This is a genomic window from Bradyrhizobium ottawaense, assembly GCF_900099825.1.
Classification (GTDB): Bacteria; Pseudomonadota; Alphaproteobacteria; order Rhizobiales; family Xanthobacteraceae; genus Bradyrhizobium; species Bradyrhizobium ottawaense_A.
The window spans coordinates 3,517,335-3,537,153 of the sequence record NZ_LT629693.1 but is presented as its reverse complement, the minus strand read 5'-3'; the positions used below and the strand labels follow the sequence as shown (position 1 = coordinate 3,537,153).

At 62.9% G+C, this 19,819-nt stretch carries 16 protein-coding genes; 8 read left to right on the top strand and 8 right to left on the bottom strand.

Annotated elements, in window-relative coordinates:
- Positions 1–110: 110 nt before the first annotated feature.
- The gene (locus BLR13_RS16475) at positions 111–545 is read right to left on the bottom strand and encodes a response regulator (RefSeq protein WP_074821837.1); all 435 of its coding nucleotides are present in this window, start codon (positions 543–545) and stop codon (positions 111–113) included.
- A gap of 188 nt (positions 546–733) precedes the next feature.
- Positions 734–1,453 carry a GntR family transcriptional regulator gene (locus BLR13_RS16470; protein ID WP_074821844.1) on the bottom strand — a complete coding sequence of 240 codons (720 nt, stop codon included), beginning with the start codon at positions 1,451–1,453 and terminating at the stop codon, positions 734–736.
- Between the two features lie 151 nt (positions 1,454–1,604).
- Between BLR13_RS16470 and BLR13_RS16465 the strand changes: the two genes are divergently transcribed.
- The 6 genes from BLR13_RS16465 (at position 1,605) to BLR13_RS16440 (ending at position 7,991) form a co-directional block, all read left to right on the top strand.
- The gene (locus BLR13_RS16465; protein ID WP_433994282.1) at positions 1,605–2,585 is read left to right on the top strand and encodes an ABC transporter substrate-binding protein; all 981 of its coding nucleotides are present in this window, start codon (positions 1,605–1,607) and stop codon (positions 2,583–2,585) included.
- Positions 2,586–2,589: 4 nt separating this feature from the next.
- On the top strand, positions 2,590–3,354 hold the full coding sequence (locus BLR13_RS16460; protein WP_074821848.1) for an ABC transporter ATP-binding protein: 765 nt from the start codon (positions 2,590–2,592) through the stop codon (positions 3,352–3,354).
- Between the two features lie 11 nt (positions 3,355–3,365).
- Complete coding sequence (locus BLR13_RS16455) at positions 3,366–4,226, top strand: ABC transporter permease (protein ID WP_074821854.1); 861 nt, start codon at positions 3,366–3,368, stop codon at positions 4,224–4,226.
- Positions 4,223–5,959: an L-arabinonate dehydratase gene (gene araD, locus BLR13_RS16450; RefSeq protein ID WP_074821856.1), complete on the top strand. Its 1,737-nt coding sequence runs from the start codon at positions 4,223–4,225 to the stop codon at positions 5,957–5,959. The genes BLR13_RS16455 and araD overlap by 4 nt, the downstream gene beginning before the upstream one ends.
- A gap of 111 nt (positions 5,960–6,070) precedes the next feature.
- Complete coding sequence (locus BLR13_RS16445) at positions 6,071–7,162, top strand: SMP-30/gluconolactonase/LRE family protein (protein WP_074821858.1); 1,092 nt, start codon at positions 6,071–6,073, stop codon at positions 7,160–7,162.
- Positions 7,163–7,271: 109 nt separating this feature from the next.
- On the top strand, positions 7,272–7,991 hold the full coding sequence (locus tag BLR13_RS16440) for a ribonuclease activity regulator RraA (protein ID WP_074821861.1): 720 nt from the start codon (positions 7,272–7,274) through the stop codon (positions 7,989–7,991).
- A 146-nt stretch (positions 7,992–8,137) separates the two neighbouring features.
- Here the strand turns inward: BLR13_RS16440 and BLR13_RS16435 are convergent, their stop codons facing one another.
- A complete protein-coding gene (locus BLR13_RS16435; protein WP_433994268.1) occupies positions 8,138–10,255 on the bottom strand; it encodes a S9 family peptidase in 2,118 nt (705 codons plus the stop codon).
- A gap of 229 nt (positions 10,256–10,484) precedes the next feature.
- Between BLR13_RS16435 and BLR13_RS16430 the strand changes: the two genes are divergently transcribed.
- Together BLR13_RS16430 and BLR13_RS16425 are read left to right on the top strand one after the other, a co-directional pair.
- Entirely contained in the window at positions 10,485–11,921 is a 1,437-nt protein-coding gene (locus BLR13_RS16430; protein ID WP_074821866.1) for an MBOAT family O-acyltransferase, read from the top strand.
- On the top strand, positions 11,921–13,027 hold the full coding sequence (locus BLR13_RS16425) for a hypothetical protein (RefSeq protein ID WP_074821871.1): 1,107 nt from the start codon (positions 11,921–11,923) through the stop codon (positions 13,025–13,027). The genes BLR13_RS16430 and BLR13_RS16425 overlap by 1 nt, the downstream gene beginning before the upstream one ends.
- 107 nt (positions 13,028–13,134) lie before the next feature.
- On the opposite strand, the gene BLR13_RS16420 is transcribed toward BLR13_RS16425, so the two are convergent.
- From BLR13_RS16420 to BLR13_RS16400, 5 genes are all read right to left on the bottom strand, one after another.
- Positions 13,135–14,853, bottom strand: a complete 1,719-nt coding sequence (locus BLR13_RS16420) for an ABC transporter permease (RefSeq protein WP_074821876.1) — start codon at positions 14,851–14,853, stop codon at positions 13,135–13,137.
- Positions 14,854–14,994: 141 nt separating this feature from the next.
- Positions 14,995–16,071, bottom strand: coding sequence for an ABC transporter substrate-binding protein (locus BLR13_RS16415; RefSeq protein ID WP_074821879.1), 1,077 nt, complete (start codon positions 16,069–16,071; stop codon positions 14,995–14,997).
- A gap of 23 nt (positions 16,072–16,094) precedes the next feature.
- Positions 16,095–17,159 (bottom strand): substrate-binding domain-containing protein, encoded by a 1,065-nt coding sequence (locus BLR13_RS16410; RefSeq protein WP_074821882.1) that lies wholly within the window; start codon positions 17,157–17,159, stop codon positions 16,095–16,097.
- 27 nt (positions 17,160–17,186) lie between these two features.
- Positions 17,187–18,248 (bottom strand): ABC transporter ATP-binding protein, encoded by a 1,062-nt coding sequence (locus tag BLR13_RS16405; RefSeq protein ID WP_074821885.1) that lies wholly within the window; start codon positions 18,246–18,248, stop codon positions 17,187–17,189.
- 252 nt (positions 18,249–18,500) lie between these two features.
- The gene (locus BLR13_RS16400; RefSeq protein WP_074821887.1) at positions 18,501–19,685 is read right to left on the bottom strand and encodes a pyridoxal-phosphate-dependent aminotransferase family protein; all 1,185 of its coding nucleotides are present in this window, start codon (positions 19,683–19,685) and stop codon (positions 18,501–18,503) included.
- Between the last annotated feature and the right edge of the window lie 134 nt (positions 19,686–19,819).

The window sequence follows — 19,819 nt, the reverse complement described above, 5'->3', positions numbered from 1 at the left end:
GGCGACCCGGTCGAGTCGCCAGGCAAAGCCAATGCTAGAGCGTTTTCCAGCGAAGTGGAAACCGGTTCGCGTCAGGAAAACACGTTGAATCAAAAATCCAGAGCGCCGCATTACCGGCAGGAAGTAACATCGCCGGACGGCCGGGGTGACGGCGAGGATAGCCCGGCTGCTTCCAGGCAGCCGGTGACTGCCGCCAGCAGGTCGGCGGGTCTGAAGGGTTTTTGCAGGCTCGAGACCGCCCCGAGCTTGGTGGCCATGGTGAGGAAGTCAGGTGCGGAGTCCGGCTCGACAGAAATCGGCCGGCCCGAAATGACGATGATCGAGATCAGCGGATGATGCTGACGAACCATCCGCATGGTCTCGAATCCATCCATTCCCGGCATGAAGATATCGAGGAACAGGAGATCGAAATCGCCGGTCTCGCACAAGCTAAGTCCCTTGCGACCGTCGCCGGCGGTGACCACGCTGTGGCCGGCGCGTTCCAGCAACAGGCGGACGGTGCTCTGAACCGCCACATCGTCGTCGACAACCAGTATTCTTGCCAAGATAGGTTCTCCGCTCCCGCTGGAATGGCCAACGGGAGGTTGTAAGTCTTGCCGAAAGCCCGTCCTCTCGCAACCGTTTCCGCTCGCCAGGGGTTCCGCGTCAGCAATCGAAAGGCTCCCGCGAAAGCGCTCTATCCGCATGGTGCCGGCCAGACAACCGCGCGACCTGCATGTCAGCGCCGCGCCGCTCAATTGCTCAGATATTCCGGATAGCGCGCCCTGATCTGGGCGAGTTCGCTGAGCGTGCCCGACAGATGGGTGCGCAGGTGCTTCTGCGCCTCGTCGGGCTCGCCGGCGCCGATGGCCTTTGCGATCAGTTTATGGTGCCGTACGATATCCTGCGCCTTGCCGGGAGAGGGCAGGTGCATCCGCCGCAATCGGTCGATATGCCCGCTGCGGCTGCGTACCAGCGCCCAGATGTCCTGCTTGTCGGTAGCGGCATAGAGCCGGGCGTGGAATTCGTTGTCGGCGGCCATGAAACTTTCGAAATCGCCGGCCTTGGCGAATTGCTGCTGGCGCGCGATGGTCGCGTTGAGTTCGGCGACGAACGCCTCGTCATGGCGGATCGCAAGCCCGCGCACGATTTCGAGTTCGACCGCCTGCCGCAGGAAATGCGCCTGTTGCGCCAGCCGCACGTCGACCCGGCTGACCACGGTGGCATATTGCGGAAACACCTCGACCAGCCCTTCCTCCTCGAGCCGCATCAGCGCGTCGCGGATCGGCGTCGAAGAGACCCCGAACTGCCCGGCAAGTGCGGCGCGCGACAGCGGCGATCCCGGCGGTAGATCCAGTGAAATGATCATGCCGCGCAGGCGTTCGTAGACCTGCGGCGCCGCCTGACGGTCGCGGTCGAGCCGATCGGCTGAGCCCGCGACGGCGCGGCGGGGGGCGGTGGGCGATGGAGTCATCAGGCTAGGCCAGCCGTTTCAGAAGGTGCTTGCATCAAATGCACTAATACATTAGTGCATCTCGCCAAAGGCGTCAACGCGACCGCCGGAGGAGATACACATGAAAAACATGATTTTGCGGGCTGGCGCGTTCGCCGTTGCGGTGTTCGCCATGGTGCTGCCGGGCTCGCCGGTGATTTCGCAGGCCCTGGCCCAGGCCAAGAGCGAGATCTCGCTGTCGCGGCAGCCGGGCATTTTTTACATGCCCTCGCACATCATGGAAAAGAACAAGCTGATCGAGAAGCATGCCGCGGCGCTGGGTGTGCCCGGCGTCACCACCAAGTGGATCAATCTCAGCGGCGGCGGCGCGCAGACCGACGCGCTCTTGGCCGGCGGCGTCGATATCCTCAACACCGGCACCGGCAATCTGTTGCTGCTGTGGGATCGTACCCGCGGCGGGGTCAAGGGCATTGTCGCCACCTCGGCGCAGCCGATGACGCTGATCAGTCGCGATGCCAACATCAAGTCCATCAAGGATTTCGGCCCGAACGACAAGATCGCGGTGCCGACCGTCAAGGTCTCGACGCAGGCGATCGTGCTGCAGATTGCGGCGTCCGAGGCGTTCGGCGCCGACCAATGGGCGAAGCTCGATCCCAACACCGTGCAGCTCGGCCATCCCGACGCCTATGTGGCGATGACCAATGCCCAGCATGAGGTGCGCAATCACTTCGCGATCCCGCCGTTTACGTTCCTCGAACTGAAGAACGTGCCCGGCGCGCATGTGGTGCTGTCGTCGCCCGACATCATGGGCGGGCCGTTGAGTCAGGCGCAATTCTTCACCATGACGAAATTCGCCGATGCCAACCCGAAGATCATCCAGGCGGTGTTCGACGCCACCAAGGAGGCACAGGACCTGATCCGCAGCGACACCAAGACCGCGGTCGAAATCTACAAGGAAGTCACCGGCGACAAGACCAGCGTCGAGGATCTGCTGGCGTGGCTCAAGGAGCCCGGCATGATGGAATGGAACCTGCAGCCGCAGGGCACCATGAAGTTCGCCGCCCATCTGTTCAAGACCGGCACGCTGAAGACCATGCCGAAAGCCTGGACCGACTATTATCTGCCGGTCGCGCATGACCTGAAGGGCAATTGAGCCCATGGCCGCGCTTCTCGACGTCAGTGACGTAACGCTGCGCTACAAGACGTCGAGCGCGGTCGTCACCGCGACCGAGCGGGTCAGCTTCACGGTCGATCGCTCCGACCGTTTCGTTCTGCTCGGCCCGTCCGGTTGCGGCAAGTCGACGCTGCTGAAGGCGGTCGGCGGCTATATGACGCCGAGCGAAGGCAAGATGCGGATCTCGGGCCGCGAGATCTCCGAGCCCGGCGCCGACCGGATGATGATCTTCCAGGAATTCGACCAGTTGCTGCCGTGGAAGACGGTGCTGGAAAACGTCATGTTTCCGCTCTTGATGACCCGCCGGTTGCCGCGCAAGGAGGCGGAGCAGCGGGCGCGGGCCTATATCGAGAAGGTCAGCCTGACCCGGGTGGTCGATGCCTATCCGCACACGCTGTCGGGCGGCATGAAGCAGCGCGTCGCAATCGCGCGCGGCATGGCGATGGAGCCGGATATTTTGTTGATGGACGAGCCGTTCGCGGCATTGGATGCGCTGACGCGCCGCACCTGCCAGGACGAATTGCTGCAGCTCTGGGCTGAAACCAAATTCACCGTGCTGTTCGTGACGCATTCGATCGCGGAAGCGATCAAGATCGGCAACCGGATCCTGCTGCTGTCGCCGCATCCCGGACGGGTCAAGGCCGAGGTGGTCGATGTCGACCAGGTCTCCAGCGAGGACGGCAGCGCGGCCCGGCTGGAAAAGCAGATCCACGACCTGCTGTTCGCCGATACCGTTACGGCACATTGAGGGAGCGCGCGATGGGTGAAGCGAGAATCCTGCTGCGCGATACCGCCGCTACCGCGGATGTGCCGGTCGAGGTCGAGCGCAAACTGACGGTGCTGGAACTGCTGTGGAACGACGGCTTCGTCCGCAAGGCCGTCATCATCGTCTTTCTCGCAGCCGCCTGGGAGGCCTACGGCACCTTCCTCGACAATCCGCTGCTGTTTCCGACCTTTCACGACACCATCATCACGATGTTCGAGAAGGTAAAAGACGGCACCATTCCGCTGCGCGCCTGGGCGTCGCTGAGGGTGCTGTTCATGGGCTATGGCGCCGGCATCGTGCTTGCCGCAATCTTCACCATTCTGGCGATCTCGACCCGGATCGGCACCGACTTTCTCGAAACCGTCACCGCGATGTTCAATCCGTTGCCGGCAATCGCGCTGCTGCCGTTGGCGCTGATCTGGTTCGGGCTCGGCAATGGCAGCCTTGTGTTCGTGCTGATCCACTCGGTGCTGTGGCCGGTCGCGCTCAACACCCATTCCGGCTTCAAGAGTGTGTCGAACACGCTGCGCATGGTCGGCCGCAATTACGGTCTGCGCGGTCTGCCGTATGTCGCGCGCATTCTGATCCCCGCCGCCTTCGGCTCGATCCTGACCGGCTTGAAGATCGGCTGGGCGTTTGCCTGGCGGACGCTGATCGCCGCCGAACTGGTGTTCGGTGTATCGTCGGGGCAGGGCGGCCTCGGCTGGTTCATCTTCGAGAACCGCAACCTGCTGGATATTCCCGCGGTCTTCGCGGGCTTGCTGACCGTGATCATCATCGGTCTCATTGTCGAAAACCTGATCTTCCGCACCATCGAGCGCAATACCGTCCAGAAATGGGGCACGCAGTCATGACCGCCAGAAAGAACCCTGCCGACCTCCGCAGCGCGCGCTGGTTCGCGCCCGATGATCTGCGCGCCTTCGGCCATCGCTCGCGCGCGATGCAGATGGGCTACGCGCCGGAGGAATGGAAGGATCGGCCGGTGATTGCGATCCTCAACACCTGGTCGGATGCGCAGCCCTGCCACATGCATTTCAAGTCGCGCGTCGATGACGTCAAGCGCGGCATCCTGATGGCCGGCGGTTTTCCGATGGAGCTGCCGGCGCTCTCGCTGTCGGAATCGTTCCTGAAGCCGACCACCATGCTCTATCGCAACATGCTGGCGATGGACGCCGAGGAGTTGCTCCGCGGCCATCCCGTCGACGGTGTCGTGCTGATGGGCGGCTGCGACAAGACTACACCGGGCCTGCTGCTGGGTGCCACCAGCATGGGCCTGCCTGCGATCTATCTTCCGGCCGGGCCGATGCTGCGCGGTAACTGGAAGGGCAAGACGCTGGGTTCGGGCTCCGACGCCTGGAAATTCTGGGACGAACGGCGCGCCGGAAAAATCTCCGACAAGGACTGGGTCGATGTCGAGGCCGGCATCGCGCGCAGCTACGGCACCTGCATGACCATGGGCACTGCTTCGACCATGACCGCGATCGCCGAATCGATCGGCATGACCTTGCCCGGCGCGTCGTCGATCCCGGCGGCCGACGCCGGCCATATCCGCATGGCCTCGGAAAGTGGCCGCCGCATTGTCGAGATGGTGTGGGAGGATCTGACGCCGGACAAGATTCAGACCCGAAAGGCCTTCGAGAACGCGATCACGGTGGCGATGGCGATGGGCTGCTCGACCAATGCGATCATTCACCTGATCGCGCAGGCCCGCCGCGCGGGGCAGGACATCGGGCTCGACGATTTCGAGACCGCCAGCCGCAAGGTGCCTGTCATCGCCAATGTGCGTCCGAGCGGCGACAAATACCTGATGGAGGATTTCTTCTACGCCGGCGGTCTGCCCGGCCTGATGAGCCGCATCAAAGAGCATCTGCATCTCGACGTCATGACCGTCACCGGCCAGACGCTCGGTGACAACATCGCGCGCGCCGAAGTCTATAACGACGACGTCATCCGCACGGTCAAGGATCCGATCTATGCCGAGGGCGCGCTCGCCGTGCTCAAGGGCAACCTCGCCCCCGACGGCTGCGTGATCAAGCCGAGCGCTTGTGAACCACGCTTCCTCAAGCATACCGGTCCCGCACTGGTGTTCGACGACTATCCGTCGATGAAGAAGGCCGTCGACGATCCGAATCTGGACGTGTCAGCGGATCACGTCATGATCCTGCGCAATGCCGGCCCGCAGGGCGGCCCCGGCATGCCGGAATGGGGCATGCTGCCGATCCCGACCAAACTGGTGAAGCAGGGCGTGCGCGACATGGTGCGGCTGTCGGATGCGCGCATGAGCGGCACCAGCTACGGCGCCTGCATCCTGCATGTCTCGCCGGAAGCCTATATCGGCGGGCCGTTGGCGCTGGTGCGGAACGGCGACCGTATCACGCTCGACGTCAACGCGCGCACCATCAATCTCGACGTCTCTGAGGCCGAATTGGCCAAACGCCGCGCCGAATGGAAGCCGCCGGAGCGTCGCTACGAGCGCGGCTACGGCTGGATGTTCACCAAACATATCAAGCAGGCCAACGAAGGTTGCGACTTCGATTTCCTCGAAACCGGCTTTGGCGCGCCGGTGGATGAACCGTCGATTTATTGATGTCATTCCGGGGCGATGCGAAGCATCGAACCCGGAATCTCGAGATTCCGGGTCTGGTCCTTCGGACCATCCCGGAATGACAAATCAAAAACAATCACAGGGAGGACCACCATGACCATTACCCGACGCAATATCCTCGCAGGGGCCGCCGCCGCTGCCGCCTCGACGCTGCTGTCCCGCGCAGCCTTCGCGCAATCGTTCCCGTTCACGCCGAACCAGCGCTACCCCGATCCGGCGGTGCAGATCCTCGATCCTGCCTTTGCGAAATACCGGCTCTATTCCTCCACGGTCGAACAGGTTTCGACCGGCATGCGCTGGGCCGAGGGGCCGGTGTATTTTCCGGAGGGCGGTTATCTGCTGTTCTCTGATATTCCCAACAACCGGATCATGAAGTTCGACGAGAAGACCAACCAGACCAGTGTGTTCCGCGCCAATGCCAATTACGCCAACGGCAACGCGCGCGACCGTCAGGGCCGCCTTGTGACCTGCGAGCATTCGGTGACGCGCCGCATCACCCGCACCGAGAAGGACGGCAAGATCACGGTGCTGGCCGACAAGTTCGAGGGCAAGCGGCTGAACGCGCCGAACGACATCGTGGTCAAGTCCGACGATTCGATCTGGTTCACCGATCCGCTGTTCGGCATCAATGGCGAGTGGGAAGGCAAGAAGGACAAGCCCGAACAGGCCACCACCAACGTCTACCGCATCGCCAAGGACGGCAAGATCACAGCCGTGCTCACCGATCTCGTCAATCCCAACGGGCTGGCGTTCTCGCCGGACGAGAAGAAGCTCTACATCGTCGAGTGGAAGGGCACGCCCAACCGCAGCATCTGGAGCTACGACGTCGGCGCCGACGGTACGCTCGGCGGCAAGACCAAGGTGATCGACGCCGCCGACCAAGGCTCGATCGACGGTTTTCGTGTCGACCGCGACGGCAATCTGTGGTGCGGCTGGGGTTCGAACGGCGCGCTGCAGGCCGAACCGTCGGATGTCGGCGGCCGAAAAGTGTTCCAGCTCAAGGGCAGGTCCGAGGATCTCGACGGCGTCATGGTGTTCAACTCGGCGGGCAAGCCGCTCGCCTTCATCCGCCTGCCGGAGCGCTGCGCCAATCTCACCTTCGGCGGCCCGAAGAACAACCGCCTCTACATGGCGAGCTGCCATTCGGTCTACGCGCTCTATGTGGAAGCCCACGGCGCGGTTTGAGAAACGCCGTCATTCCGGGATGGTCCGAAGGACCAGACCCGGAATCTCGAGATTCCGGGTTCGATGCTTTGCATCGCCCCGGAATGATGGAATAACAAGGACGTGAACCATGACAAAACTGAGCGACGCCACCCGTAACAAGCTGAAGACCGTCTCGACCGCCACCGTCGCCACCGCTTTGTTCAAGCGAGGTTTTCGCATCCAGATGATCCAGGACGTGCACCCCTTGGGTCCCGATCAGCCGGTCCTGGTCGGCGAAGCCTTCACGCTGCGCTACATGCCGGCGCGTGAGGACCTCAACAAGATCGACGTGTTTCGTGATCGCGCCCATCCGCAGCGCAAGGCGATCGAGGATTGCCCGGCCGGATCCGTGCTGGTCATGGACAGCCGCAAGGATGCCCGCGCGGCGTCCGCCGGCGCCATCCTGGTGACGCGGCTGATGCAGCGCGGCTGTGCCGGCGTCATCACCGACGGCGGCTTTCGCGATTCGGCCGAGATCGCAAAACTCGGCTTTCCCGCTTTTCACCACCGCCCGAGCGCGCCGACCAATCTGACCCTGCATCAGGCGATCGAGATCAACGTGCCGATCGGCTGCGGCGATGCGCCGGTATTTCCCGGTGACGTCATCCTCGGCGACAGCGACGGCGTCATCGTGATTCCGGCGCACCTCGCTGATGAGATTGCCGACGAGGCTGTCGAGATGACCGCGTTCGAGGATTTCGTCACCGAGGAAGTAGGCCGAGGCCGCTCGATCCTCGGCCTCTATCCCGCAACCGACGAGCAGACGCCAAAAGATTTTGCGGCATGGCGGAAGAAGAACGGAAGGTAGGCGCCAATGTCGTCCCGGGCAAGCGAAGCGCGGCCCGGGACCCATAGCCACCGGCTTTGGTAATTAGAAGACGACGTCAGCCATCCTGCCCCATGGATAAATCACGCGGTATGGGTCCCGGCGTTCGCCGGGACGACAGGCGAGACTCACACCTCGCCCTTCTCCGCCATCCCCACCGCCCACAGCGCGAACGCATAGACGATCGCGACTTCGTCGAGCCGGTTGAATCGGCCCGACGCGCCGCCGTGGCCGGCGCCCATGTTGGTGCGCAACAGCACCGGGCCGCCGCCGGTCATGGTCGCGCGCAGGCGCGCGATCCATTTCGCCGGCTCCCAATAGGTGACGCGCGGATCGGTCAGGCCGCCCATCGCGAGAATCGGCGGATAGTCCTTGGCCGCGACATTGTCGTAGGGCGAGTAGGACAGGATGGTGCGAAAGTCCTTTTCGCTCTCGATCGGGTTGCCCCATTCCGGCCATTCCGGCGGCGTCAGCGGCAGGGTGTCGTCGAGCATGGTGTTGAGCACGTCGACGAACGGCACTTCGGCGACGATGCCAGCGAACAGCTCGCCGGAACGGTTGGCGACCGCGCCCATCAGCATGCCGCCGGCGCTGCCGCCATGGCCGACGATGCGTTTTTCATTCGTGTATTTAGCTTCGATCAGCGCGCGGGCAGAGGCCGCGAAATCGTCAAAGCTGTTGGTCTTCTTCTCGCGCTTGCCATCGAGATACCAGCCCCAGCCCTTGTCGGCGCCGCCGCGGATATGCGCGATCGCGTAAACAAAACCGCGGTCGACCAGCGACAGCCGGTTGGCGGCGAACGAGGCCGGCATCGCCATGCCGTAGGAGCCGTAGCCATAGAGCAGCAGCGGCGCGCTGCCGTCGCGCACCAGGTCTTTGCGGTGCAGGATCGAGACCGGCACTTGAGCGCCGTCCTGTGCCGTCGCCATGATGCGGGTGGTGACGTAATCGGCCGGGTTGTGGCCGGACGGAATCTCCTGGCGCTTGCGCAACACGCGCGTCCGCTTTGCCATGTCGTAGTCATAGACTTCCGACGGCGTCGTCATCGAGGAATAGGAAAACCGCAGGTTGGTGGTTTCGAATTCGTAACCGCCCATGGTGTCGAGCGAGTAGGCCGCCTCGTCGAAGGCGATGGCATGCTCTTCGCCGCTCGTGAGGTCGCGGATGATGATGGCAGGCAGCGCGTTGGCGCGCTCCAGCCGCACCATGTGATTGGCGTAGAGCTCGACATCGAGCACATAGACGCCTTCGCGGTAGGGAATCAAATCGCGCCAGTTGGCCCGCTCCGGCGAAGCGAGGGGAGCGGTGACGACCTTGAAGTCGATCGCGCCGTCCGCATTGGTGAGAATGAACAATTCGTCGCCACGATCGGCGATCGAATATTGCACGTCTTCCTCGCGCGCCGCGACCAGCCGCGGCGGCGTCTCGGGATGCGCCAGATCGATCAGCCGCTGCTCTGACGTCTCGTGGTCGCCGCCGGCAATCACGCAGAACCGGCCGGAGGAACTCTCGTGCAGATGGGTGAACCAGCCGGAGTCCTGCTCCTCATAGACCAGCGTATCGTCGGCCTGTTTGGTGCCGAGACGATGACGCCAGACCTGCATCGGGCGGTGATTGTCGTCGAGCTTGACGTAGAAGAAGCTCGCGCCGTCCGTGCTCCAGACCACGCCGCCGTCGGTCTCCTCGACCAGATCGTCGCGGTCGGTGCCGTCAGCCCAGTCGCGGACCCGGATCGAGAAATATTCCGAACCCTTGGTGTCGGCGCTCCAGGCGTGCAGCTTGTGGTCGGGCGAATGCCGGCTGCCGCCGAACTTGAAATAGTCGTGGGTGGCCGCCAGCGCGTCGCCATCGAGCACGGTCGTCTCATTGCCGCCGTCGCGCGCCGTGCGCGCGAAAATCTCGTGCTGGCCGCCTTCGCGGAATTTACGGAAATAGGCGAACGGGCCGTCCGGCGACGGCACGCTGGAATCGTCTTCCTTGATCCGCCCGCGCATCTCCGCGACCAGCTTCTTCTGCAACGGCGTGGTGTGGCCGAGCAGGCCTTCGGTGTAGTCGTTCTCGGCTTCCAGATAGGTGCGGATATCGCCGTCGAGGATCGTGGGATCGCGCAGCACTTCCTGCCACTTCTCGTCCTTGAGCCAGGCGTAGTCGTCCGTCACTGATATGCCGTGGGTGGTGAACGTATGCGGCCGGCGCGGCGCTGACGGCGCCGAGAGCGAAGGTTTTTTGGTTACGGTCTGTGTCACTCGATCCTCGTTAGTCTGGGAAGCTGTCATTGCCGGGCTTGACCCGGCAATCCATCCTTTTGAAGAAGCCTTCTTTCCAGATGGATGCGCGGGTCAAGCCCGCGCATGACGAGAAGGAACCTGATGCCTTATATCGTATCTCAACGCGCGGATTGCCACACCCGGGCGCGCAGGGTTGTTGCCTCCCGCGTTGTATGGTTAGGCTTTTCGGCCCCGCCGGGAAAGCCCGATGCTCTTCAATTCCTATTCGTTCATTTTTTTGTTCCTGCCGGTCGTGCTGGCGGGCTATTTCGCGCTCGGCCGCGGCAGCAATCTGGCCCCGGTCATCTGGCTGGCGCTGGCGTCTCTGGCGTTTTACGCGTTCAGCAACTGGCCGTTCGTGCTGTTGCTGTTGGCGTCGATCGCGTTCAATTACGGTGTCGGCTATCTCTTGATTGCGAGGGATTTGCGCCCCAGGGTGCGGTTTGTGGTGCTCACGGCCGGCGTGGCCGGCGATCTGCTTGTGCTCGGCATCTTCAAATATGCCGGCTTTCTCGCCGCCAATTTCAACGCGCTGTTTTCTACCGGCTTTGTCGTCCACATCCTGCTGCCGGTCGGCATCTCCTTCTATAGCTTCACCCAGATCGCGTTTCTGGTCGATGCTTACCGAGGCAAGGTCGCGCGCTACGCGCTGCCGCATTACGCGCTGTTCGTCACCTACTTCCCGCATCTGATCGCGGGGCCGATCCTGCACCACCGGGACATGATCCCGCAGTTCGAGCGTGCCGAAACAAAACGCCCGGATCCGCATCTCATTTTGTGCGGCCTGATCATCTTTGCGATCGGGCTGTTCAAGAAGACCTGTCTGGCCGACGGCATTCAGCCGTTGGTCGGACCCGTGTTCGGTCCGGGGTCGCCGACCTTTGATCAGGCCTGGACCGGCGCGCTCGCCTATACGTTTCAGCTCTATTTCGACTTCTCCGGCTATTCCGACATGGCGATCGGAATATCGCTGATGTTCGGCATCTTCCTGCCGCTGAATTTCAACTCGCCCTACAAGGCCACCTCGATCATCGATTTCTGGCGGCGCTGGCACATGACGCTGTCGCAGTTTTTACGCGACTATCTCTACATCCCGCTCGGCGGCAACCGGCGTGGCCCGGTGTGGCGCTATGTCAACCTTGTCATCACGATGCTGCTCGGGGGCCTCTGGCATGGCGCGGCCTGGACGTTTGTGGTTTGGGGCGCGCTGCACGGCGCCTATCTCTGTATCAATCACGCCTGGAACCGGTTTGGTCCGGAGGTCGCGCCGCGGCTACGGCCGGCCGCGACGTTGGCGGCTGCCGGGCTAACGTTTCTTTCGGTTGTCGTCGCCTGGGTGTTCTTCCGCGCCGATAATATCGACTCGGCTGTCTATGTGTTGGTGCGGATGGCCGATCCGAGCCGGCTCGCGCTCGGCCGCGCCGAGATCGCGAATCTTACCCTCATCGCGGGCTACGCCGCGCTGGCGTGGTTCGCGCCGAACACGCAGGCGATCATGGGCTACGATCACGCGCGCCGCACTGTCGGCGACAATCTGGCCAAGGCGCGGCTGCGTCCCTGGTTCCTCTATGCCACCGCCGCGGTGCTGGCGTTCGGGATCCTGGGAATCCAGCAGCACAGCGAATTCATCTACTTCAGGTTCTGATGAGCCCTGTCGCCAAAAATCTCCTGAAGTTTCTGTGCGCGGGCGCGTTCATCATGCTGATGGCGGCGGCGCTCAACTTTGTCGTCGATCCCCTGCAGTTGTTCCGCCCGGCGCGGCTGTTTCCGGCGATGTACTCGGCTGACACGCGAATGCAGGACGCCGGCCTGATCCAAAGCCAGCCATTCGACACCACCGTCATGGGTACCTCGCTCGCCATTCATTTCCGTCAGCGCGACATCGACCGGATCCTGGGCGGTCGTTCGCTAAAACTGTCGATGACGGGATCGAGCTCGCGCGAACAGAGCTTTGTGCTTGATGCGGCGATGGCGCGCCATCCCAAGCGCGTGGTCTGGCAGCTCGACGACTGGATTTTTCACGATGCGCCGGAGCCGGATTCCGATGTCTATCTTCCCTCTGGGCTCTATCGCCGCAGTGCCGCGGGCCTTGCCGGCTATCTGTTCAGCGGCCAGATGGCGCGGGAGTCGCTGTGGATCCTGGCGCGATCGCTGCCGCAGCTTGAGCCCGCCGTCGCGCAGCTGACGTCGGACCTGGTCTTCAAGTTCCCGATCGCCGATGTCGACGACATCAATTCGCTGCCGCCCGAATACGACGTCGCCGGAAGCTACAATGCCAGAAAGGCGCTCGCCGCCTACAAGCACATCACCGATCCCGTGCGCAGCCGCTATCTCGCCGACGGCTACGCGTATGAGGCGATGGTCCGGGCCTTCGAGCGCGATGCCGTTGGGTTGATTTCGAAACATCCGGACGTAACGTTTGATATTTACTTCCCACCTTATTCGATCCTGCAATTCGCGGCGATGCGGGACGCTGCGCCGTCGGCGCTGAAGACCGTCTACGATTTTACCGCTTACGCGTTTCCGCGCCTGCTGCAATTTCCCAACGTGCGCCTGTTCGATTTTCGTGCGGTGAAGGAAGTAACGCATGACCTTAAAAATTACGGCGACGTCATCCACCATTCGCCGGCGATCGACCTGAAGGTGCTGTCGTGGCTGGCGGAGCGGAAATACGCCGTCGAGCCGTCGGCCCCGCTGGCGTCGCTGGAGCAGCTCAAGTCGCAGGTCGATGCGTATCGGCTGGAACGGTAGAAGGCCTCATCCTGAGGAACAGGCGTAGCCTGCGTCTCGAAGGATGAATGGCACAGCCGTGGCCTCATGGTTCGAGACGGCGCTTCACGCCTCCTCACCATGAGGGTTCAGCTATTCCTCAACCGCGCCGTCGCGTTGCCGCCGAACATCGGGATCCGGTTGACGGCCATCACCACCGCGAAGGTAATCACCAGCATCGCGATGCCGAGCACCGAGATCGCGGCGAGGTCGCCGCTTTCGTTGAGATCGTAGATCAGCACGCTCAACACCTTGGTCTGCGAGGTGAACAGCACGATCGCTGCCGACAGTTCCCGCATCACGCCGATGAAGATGAAGCACCAGGTCGCGATCACGCCGGTGCGCAGCAAGGGAGCGGTGATCTGGCGCAGCGATTGCAGCCGTGTCGCGCCGAGGATGCGGCTGGCGTCTTCCAGTTCGGGATGGATGGTGGCGAACGCCGCCTGCAATTGCTGATAGGCCGACGGCAGGTTGATGGTGAGAAACGCGATCAGCAGGATCCACAGCGTGCCGTAGAGCACGAAGGGCGGTCGCGTGTAGCTCAGGAACAGGCCGACGCCGAGCACGATGCCGGGCACCGCAACGGGGGCGGTGGCGAGAAAGCCGAGGATACGGTGGCCCCTAATCACGCGGCGGGTGGTGACATAGGCAATCACCAGCGCGAGGGCGGTGCCGATGGTCGCGGTGGAGGCGCCCAGGATCACCGTGTTCTTGAGCGCGAGCTGGGTCGACGACAATTCCGTGAACACGAAGACGACGTTGTGCCAGGTCGCGGTCGACGGCGTCACCAGCGTGGTCGCGTTCGGCGAGAACGCCGCGTTGAGCAACGCCATGTACGGCAGGAACACCGGATTGAGCAGCACGACCAGGCAGAACGCCAGCGCGACCCAGCGCCAGGCTTTCAGTTCGACCTGGCGCGGCGCGCCATATTTGCCGCCGACCACCGAATAGCCGCGGCGGCCGAGCAGGAATTTCTGGCCCTGCAGCAGCAGGATCGTCAGCACCAGCAGCGGCACCGCGGCGGCCGCCGCGAGTTCCAGCTTCGGCGGATACTGGAACAGGCTCCAGATTTTCGTGGTCATGGTGTGGAAGCCGGCGGGCAGCGCCAGGATCGCGGGCGATCCGAACAGCGTCATCGCCTGCAAAAAGGCGATCAGCGCGCCGGCGACCAGCGCCGGCAGCGCCAGCGGAATCGTGATACGCCGCGCCGTGGTCCAGGCCTTGCCGCCGAGAATGGCGGACGCGTCTTCGAGTTCGCCCGGCATATTGTCGAGCGCATTGGCCACCAGCACGAACACGAACGGAAAGGTGTAGCAGGAGATCACGAAAATGATCCCGGTCAGCGAATAGATGTTGAACAGATAGGAGTCCGACTCGGCGCCGGTCAGGGTGCGATAAAGCTGGTTCAGCAGTCCGCTGTTCGGTGCGGCCAATAGTTCCCAGGCGACCGCGCCGAGAAACGGCGGCGTCACGAACGAGGCCGTCACCAGCGCCCGGATGGTCTGCCGCCCCGGCATGTCGGTGCGCGAGACCAGCCAGCCGATCGGCGCGGCGACCAGGCAGCAGATCAAAGCCGAAGTGGTGGCGATGATCGCGGTGGTCAGCAGCGGATCGAGGAAATCCGGATTGGTGAACAAAGTGACGAAATTCTGCAGCGTCGGATGCCGCGCCTTGTCGGTGAACGCGTAGATCGCAAGCCAGGACATCGGCAGCGCGATCAGCACCACCATGCAGAGCGCAACCAGCGACAGCACCGGCTTGGTCCAGTCGATGCGGGCTTTCGGGGCGGCAGTGGTGGTGATGGTCATGTAAATTGTCTCTCCGTCATTCCGGGGCGATGCGAAGCATCGAACCTCAGATGCGCAATGCGCATCGGGGAATCTCGAGATTCCGGGTCTGGTCCTTCGGACCATCCCGGAATGACGTTGTTGGTTGGGGGCGGCAGCACCCTAAACCCTGAACAGTCGCGCATAGCGCGTCTTGATTTCTTCCGCCATTTTCTCGACGCCGGCCGCATCTTCCTTCATCAGCTTGATGTCGGAGAGTTTTCGGCGTCCCAGGTGTGGCACCACTTGCGCATGCGCCGAATATTGCGCGGTGTAGTCGGTGAAGAACTGTTGGGTCTCGCGGGTGTGCAGCCAGGCCTGGAACAGCCGCGCGGCATTGGGATGCGGCGCCGAAGCGAAGATGGCCGTCGGCCCCGAGATCGTCGGCGTGCCCTCGGTCGGATAGATCGGCTCGACCGGCTGGCCCGCTTCCTTCAGCAGCACGACGCCATATTCGTTGCCGTCGGCCATGACAGCGCGCTCGCCGAGCGACAGCTTCTTTGGCGGATCGGTCGACGACTGCACCTGCATCACGCGCTGCTTCGACAGCTTGTCCAGATAGTCCCAGCCCAGCTCGCGGATCAACTGGAAGGTCGCGGTCATGATGGTGCCGCTATAGGCGGGATGGCCCTTGACCATCTTGCCGGCCCATTTCGGATCGAGCAGGTCGGCGTAGCTTTTCGGTGCGTCCTCGGGCTTCACCAGTTTGGTGTTGTAGGCGATCGACGACAGATAGATCCGCGAGGTCGCGGACATGCCGTCGGGGTCGCGATAGTCAGGAAGGAAATGCTGGGCGATATCATCAGACACGAACGGCGCCAGCCAGCCGTTCTTCTTCCAGGAGATGATGTGCGACGCATCCGAGGTGTTGACGATGTCGGCAGCGCGGATGCCCGAGCCGAATTCCTGGTCGAGCCGCTGAAACAGCCGCTCCGAACCGGAACGCTCGATCTGCACGGAGATGCCGGGATAGGCGGCCTCGAACGCCTTGCCGAGCTTTTCGCCGACCGGCAGGTCCATCGAGGAATACAGAATGACCTTGGCTTCTTTCTTGGCCGCGTCCACCAGAGCGGGCGAGATCGCGACCGGCGCGGGAGCCTCGGCGCGAGCCGGCGAGGCGAACACGCTTCCCGCTGCCAACGCCGCGGAAGCGTTTGCCGCGCCTTGCAGGACATCGCGCCGGCTCAGTTTTTTTCGCATGGCTGAAACTCCCTCGGGCTTCGTCAAACGCGGAAGATCTTCTGATAGCGCGCCTTGATCTCTTCGCTTTGAGCCTCGGCGCTGGCGGCGTCTTCCTTCATCAGCTTGATGTCGGCCAGCGGCTTGCGCCCCGGATGCTCCTTCACCTGTTGATGCAACGACCGCAGTCCACCGGCGTCGATGACGATCTGCTGGGCTTCCGGCGTGAAGCAGTAGTTCTGGAACAGTTTTGCCGCATTGGGATTGGGCGCGGCTTTGAAAATGCCGTTCGGCCCGACGATGAACGGCGTTCCTTCCGTCGCATAGACCGCCTCGACCGGCTGGCCGGATTCCCTGAGCAGGAAGATATTGTATTCGGTGCCGTCGGCCATCACGCTGCGTTCGCCGAGTGACAGTTTCTTTGGCGGATCGGTCGCCGACTGCACCTGCATGATGTTCTGCTTGGCGAGGTTCTCGTAATATTCCCAGCCGACATCGCGCACCATTTCGAAAGTGGCCGTCAGGATGGTGCCGCTATAGCCGGGATGCGCCTTGACGATCTTGCCCTTCCATTTGGGATCGAGCAGGTCCTTGTAGCTCGTCGGTGCGTCCTCGGGTTTCACCAGCTTGGTATTGTAGGCGATCGGGCTGAGCGTGGCGCGGAAGCCGGCAAAGGTGCCATCGGGGTCGCGGTGTTCGGGCTTGTAATACTTCGCGACGTCTTCCGGCACGTAAGGCAGCAGGATGCCCTGCTTCTTCCAGGCCAGCAGATGCGACGCATCCGACGAGTTGGCGATGTCGACGGCGTAAACGCTGCTGGCGTATTCCTGTCCGATCCGCTGGAATACCCGCTCGGCGCCGGTGCGTTCGACCCGCACCTCGACGCCATACTTCGCCTTGAAGGAGCCCGCGATTTTCTCGGATACCGACAGGTCGATCGAGGTGTACCAGACGACCTTGCCTTCCTTCTTCGCCGCTTCGATCAGTTGCGGCGTGATCGCTTCCGGCGGCGGCGCCTCGGCGCGGGCCGCGGAGGCGAATACGGTTCCAAGCGCAAGCGCCGTCGAGCCTTTGAGGATATCGCGTCGTGAAGGCCTTGTTTGTTTCATCGCGTCCTCCCGTTTCTTTCTTGTTATTTAGCGGCTCAAGGCGCGGCAGCGGTCCGGCGGCATTGTCAGCCAGACTTCGCTGCCTTTGCCGACATTGGTTTCGGTCGGCGTGGTGACACGCAGCGCCGTGCCATCGGCGACTTCGACCATGTAGTCGCGCGCGGCGCCGAGATAGACCTGACGGGTGACGACGGCCTTGATCGTGTTATCGGGCGAAACCGGCGCCTGGGTCGAAAGCCCGATGTCGTGCTGGCGGATCGCAACCGCCGCACTCTGGCCCGCCGCGAGCGGCGCACCGATCACCTGCAGGGTCGCGCCGGCGAAGGAAACATGGTTGCCGTCGCGCGCGGTGCCCTTGATGACGTTGCTGGCGCCGATGAAGCGCGCGACGAATTCTGATTCCGGCCGTGCGTAGATGTCTTCCGGCGAACCGAGCTGGTCGATCTTGCCGCCGTTCATGACCGCGATCAGGTCGGCGGTGGTCATGGCCTCGGACTGGTCGTGGGTGACATAAACCGTCGTGTAGCGATATTCGTCGTGCAGCCTGCGGATCTCGAACCGCATCTCCTCGCGCAGATTGGCGTCGAGATTCGACAAGGGCTCGTCGAGCAGCAGCGTTTCGGGCTCGACGATCAACGCGCGCGCCAGCGCCACGCGCTGTTGCTGGCCGCCGGAGAGTTCGCCGGGATAGCGTTGCGCCAGGGGCTCGAGCTTGGTGGTGGCGAGAATCGCCGCGAGCTTTTTCGCAATGGTGTCGCGGTCCATTTTGCGCAGGCGCAGGCCATAGACGATGTTTTCGGCGACCGTCATATGCGGCCACAGCGCGTAGCTCTGGAAGATCATCGACATCTTGCGCTGCTCGGGCGGCAGCGTGCGCGCTTTCGACGATACCAGCCGGTCGCCGACATGGATTTCGCCGTCGGAAGGTTCCAGAAATCCCGCGATCAGCCGCAATGTCGTGGTTTTGCCGCAGCCGGATGGACCGAGCAGGCAGACCAGTTGCCCGTGATCGATCCGCAGCGAGACGTTATCGACCACGGCAAGCGCACCAAAGCGCTTGGTCAGGCCACGCAAATCAACGGACGCCAATCGGATTCCTCCAGCATTTTTCTTACGCGGATCAGCGTCCGGCGCTTGTATACTTGTATGCCAGTATAAGCACGAAAAATGCGGCGAGGAAAAGCCACCGTAAGTCGAAGGGCTGCAAGTAATTTAGCCCGCCCCGCCAGAGCGTTTTCCAGCGAAGCGGCCCCGGTTCGCGTCAAGAAAGCGCGTCAAGATAAGCAGTCCAGAGTTCCGTTTCGATTCAATCGAAACGGGGCTCCAGGAGAGGGTGAAGTGTCACGCACTCACGCTTTCGCCGAGATATTCGATCGCGGCTTCGGTTCCGCCCTTGCCGTGGGGGATATCGAGCGCATTGAGCGCGACTTCGATCACGCCGAGCGTGCCCAGGATCATCGGGGCGTTGACGTGACCCATATGGGCGATCCGGAACGCCTGGCCCGAGAGGTCGCCGATCCCGGTGCCGAGCACCACGCCGCATTTTTCCTTGCAGTAGCGCTGCAGCGCAGCAGGATCATGGCCGTTCATCGTCACCGTCGTAACGGTGTTGGAGCGCTCGTTCGCCTCGGCAATGTTGAAGCCGAGCACCTGGCCCTCGGCCCAGACCGAAACCGCGCGGCGCACCGCTTCGGCGAGCAGGCTATGGCGCAGGAAGGCGTTTTCCAGGCCCTCGGAGGTGAGCATGTCGATCGCCTTGCGCAACGCGAACAACAGATGCACCGGCGCGGTGCCGGCATATTTGCGGTAGTGCTCGCTGCCGTCGCGCTCGGTCCAGTCCCAATAGGGCGTGCGCAGATCAGCCTTCTTGTGCACTTCGCGGGCGCGGTCGTTGGCGGCGACGAAGCCGAGGCCGGGCGGTGTCATCAGGCCTTTCTGCGAACCGGACATCGCGACGTCGATCCCCCATGCGTCCATCTCGAACGGCATGCAGCCGAGCGACGCCACGGTGTCGACCATGAACAATGCCGGATGACCGGAGGACTTGATCGCCTTGCCGATGGCTTCGATGTCGTTGTAGGCGCCCGAGGCCGTGTCGACCTGCACCGCGACGATGGCTTTGATCTTGTGATCCTTGTCTTGGCGTAGCCGTGCCTCGACCTCGGCGGGCCGGATCGCGCGGCGCCAGTCGCCCTTCAGCACCTCGACATCGACGCCCATCGCGGCGGCGGCACTGCCCCAGCCGATCGCGAAGCGGCCGCTTTCCAGCACCAGCAGCTTGTCGCCGCGCGACAGCACGTTGGAGAGGGTCGCCTCCCAGGCGCCGTGGCCGTTGGCGATGTAGATGTAGGAATGGCCTTTGGTTCTGAACAGTTTGGACAGATCGGCGAGCAGGCCGTGCGTCAGCTCCACCATCTCGTTGGAATAAATGTCGAGCGCCGGGCGATGCATCGCCTGCAGCACTTCGTCGGGCATGGTGGTGGGCCCGGGGATGGCCAGAAATTCCCGGCCCGCGCGAACGGTCATGTGTTGGTTTTCCTTGTCGGAGATTCAACTTTGGAGCTTCAGCCCTGCGTTCCACAATATGCGATCGAAGCCGTCATTGCGAGTGCAGCGACGCCATCCAGAGCCGCAAAAAGACCCAATTGCTCCGAGTGTTC

What these genes read in the sequence shown, in the direction of transcription:
- BLR13_RS16470 (WP_074821844.1), bottom strand. Translation starts at nt 1,453, where the DNA reads ATGACTCCATCGCCCACCGCCCCCCGCCGCGCCGTCGCGGGCTCAGCC.
- BLR13_RS16465 (WP_433994282.1), top strand. Translation starts at nt 1,605, where the DNA reads ATGGTGCTGCCGGGCTCGCCGGTGATTTCGCAGGCCCTGGCCCAGGCC.
- BLR13_RS16460 (WP_074821848.1), top strand. Translation starts at nt 2,590, where the DNA reads ATGGCCGCGCTTCTCGACGTCAGTGACGTAACGCTGCGCTACAAGACG.
- BLR13_RS16455 (WP_074821854.1), top strand. Translation starts at nt 3,366, where the DNA reads ATGGGTGAAGCGAGAATCCTGCTGCGCGATACCGCCGCTACCGCGGAT.
- araD (WP_074821856.1), top strand. Translation starts at nt 4,223, where the DNA reads ATGACCGCCAGAAAGAACCCTGCCGACCTCCGCAGCGCGCGCTGGTTC.
- BLR13_RS16445 (WP_074821858.1), top strand. Translation starts at nt 6,071, where the DNA reads ATGACCATTACCCGACGCAATATCCTCGCAGGGGCCGCCGCCGCTGCC.
- BLR13_RS16440 (WP_074821861.1), top strand. Translation starts at nt 7,272, where the DNA reads ATGACAAAACTGAGCGACGCCACCCGTAACAAGCTGAAGACCGTCTCG.
- BLR13_RS16430 (WP_074821866.1), top strand. Translation starts at nt 10,485, where the DNA reads ATGCTCTTCAATTCCTATTCGTTCATTTTTTTGTTCCTGCCGGTCGTG.
- BLR13_RS16425 (WP_074821871.1), top strand. Translation starts at nt 11,921, where the DNA reads ATGAGCCCTGTCGCCAAAAATCTCCTGAAGTTTCTGTGCGCGGGCGCG.
- BLR13_RS16420 (WP_074821876.1), bottom strand. Translation starts at nt 14,853, where the DNA reads ATGACCATCACCACCACTGCCGCCCCGAAAGCCCGCATCGACTGGACC.
- BLR13_RS16415 (WP_074821879.1), bottom strand. Translation starts at nt 16,071, where the DNA reads ATGCGAAAAAAACTGAGCCGGCGCGATGTCCTGCAAGGCGCGGCAAAC.
- BLR13_RS16410 (WP_074821882.1), bottom strand. Translation starts at nt 17,159, where the DNA reads ATGAAACAAACAAGGCCTTCACGACGCGATATCCTCAAAGGCTCGACG.
- BLR13_RS16400 (WP_074821887.1), bottom strand. Translation starts at nt 19,685, where the DNA reads ATGACCGTTCGCGCGGGCCGGGAATTTCTGGCCATCCCCGGGCCCACC.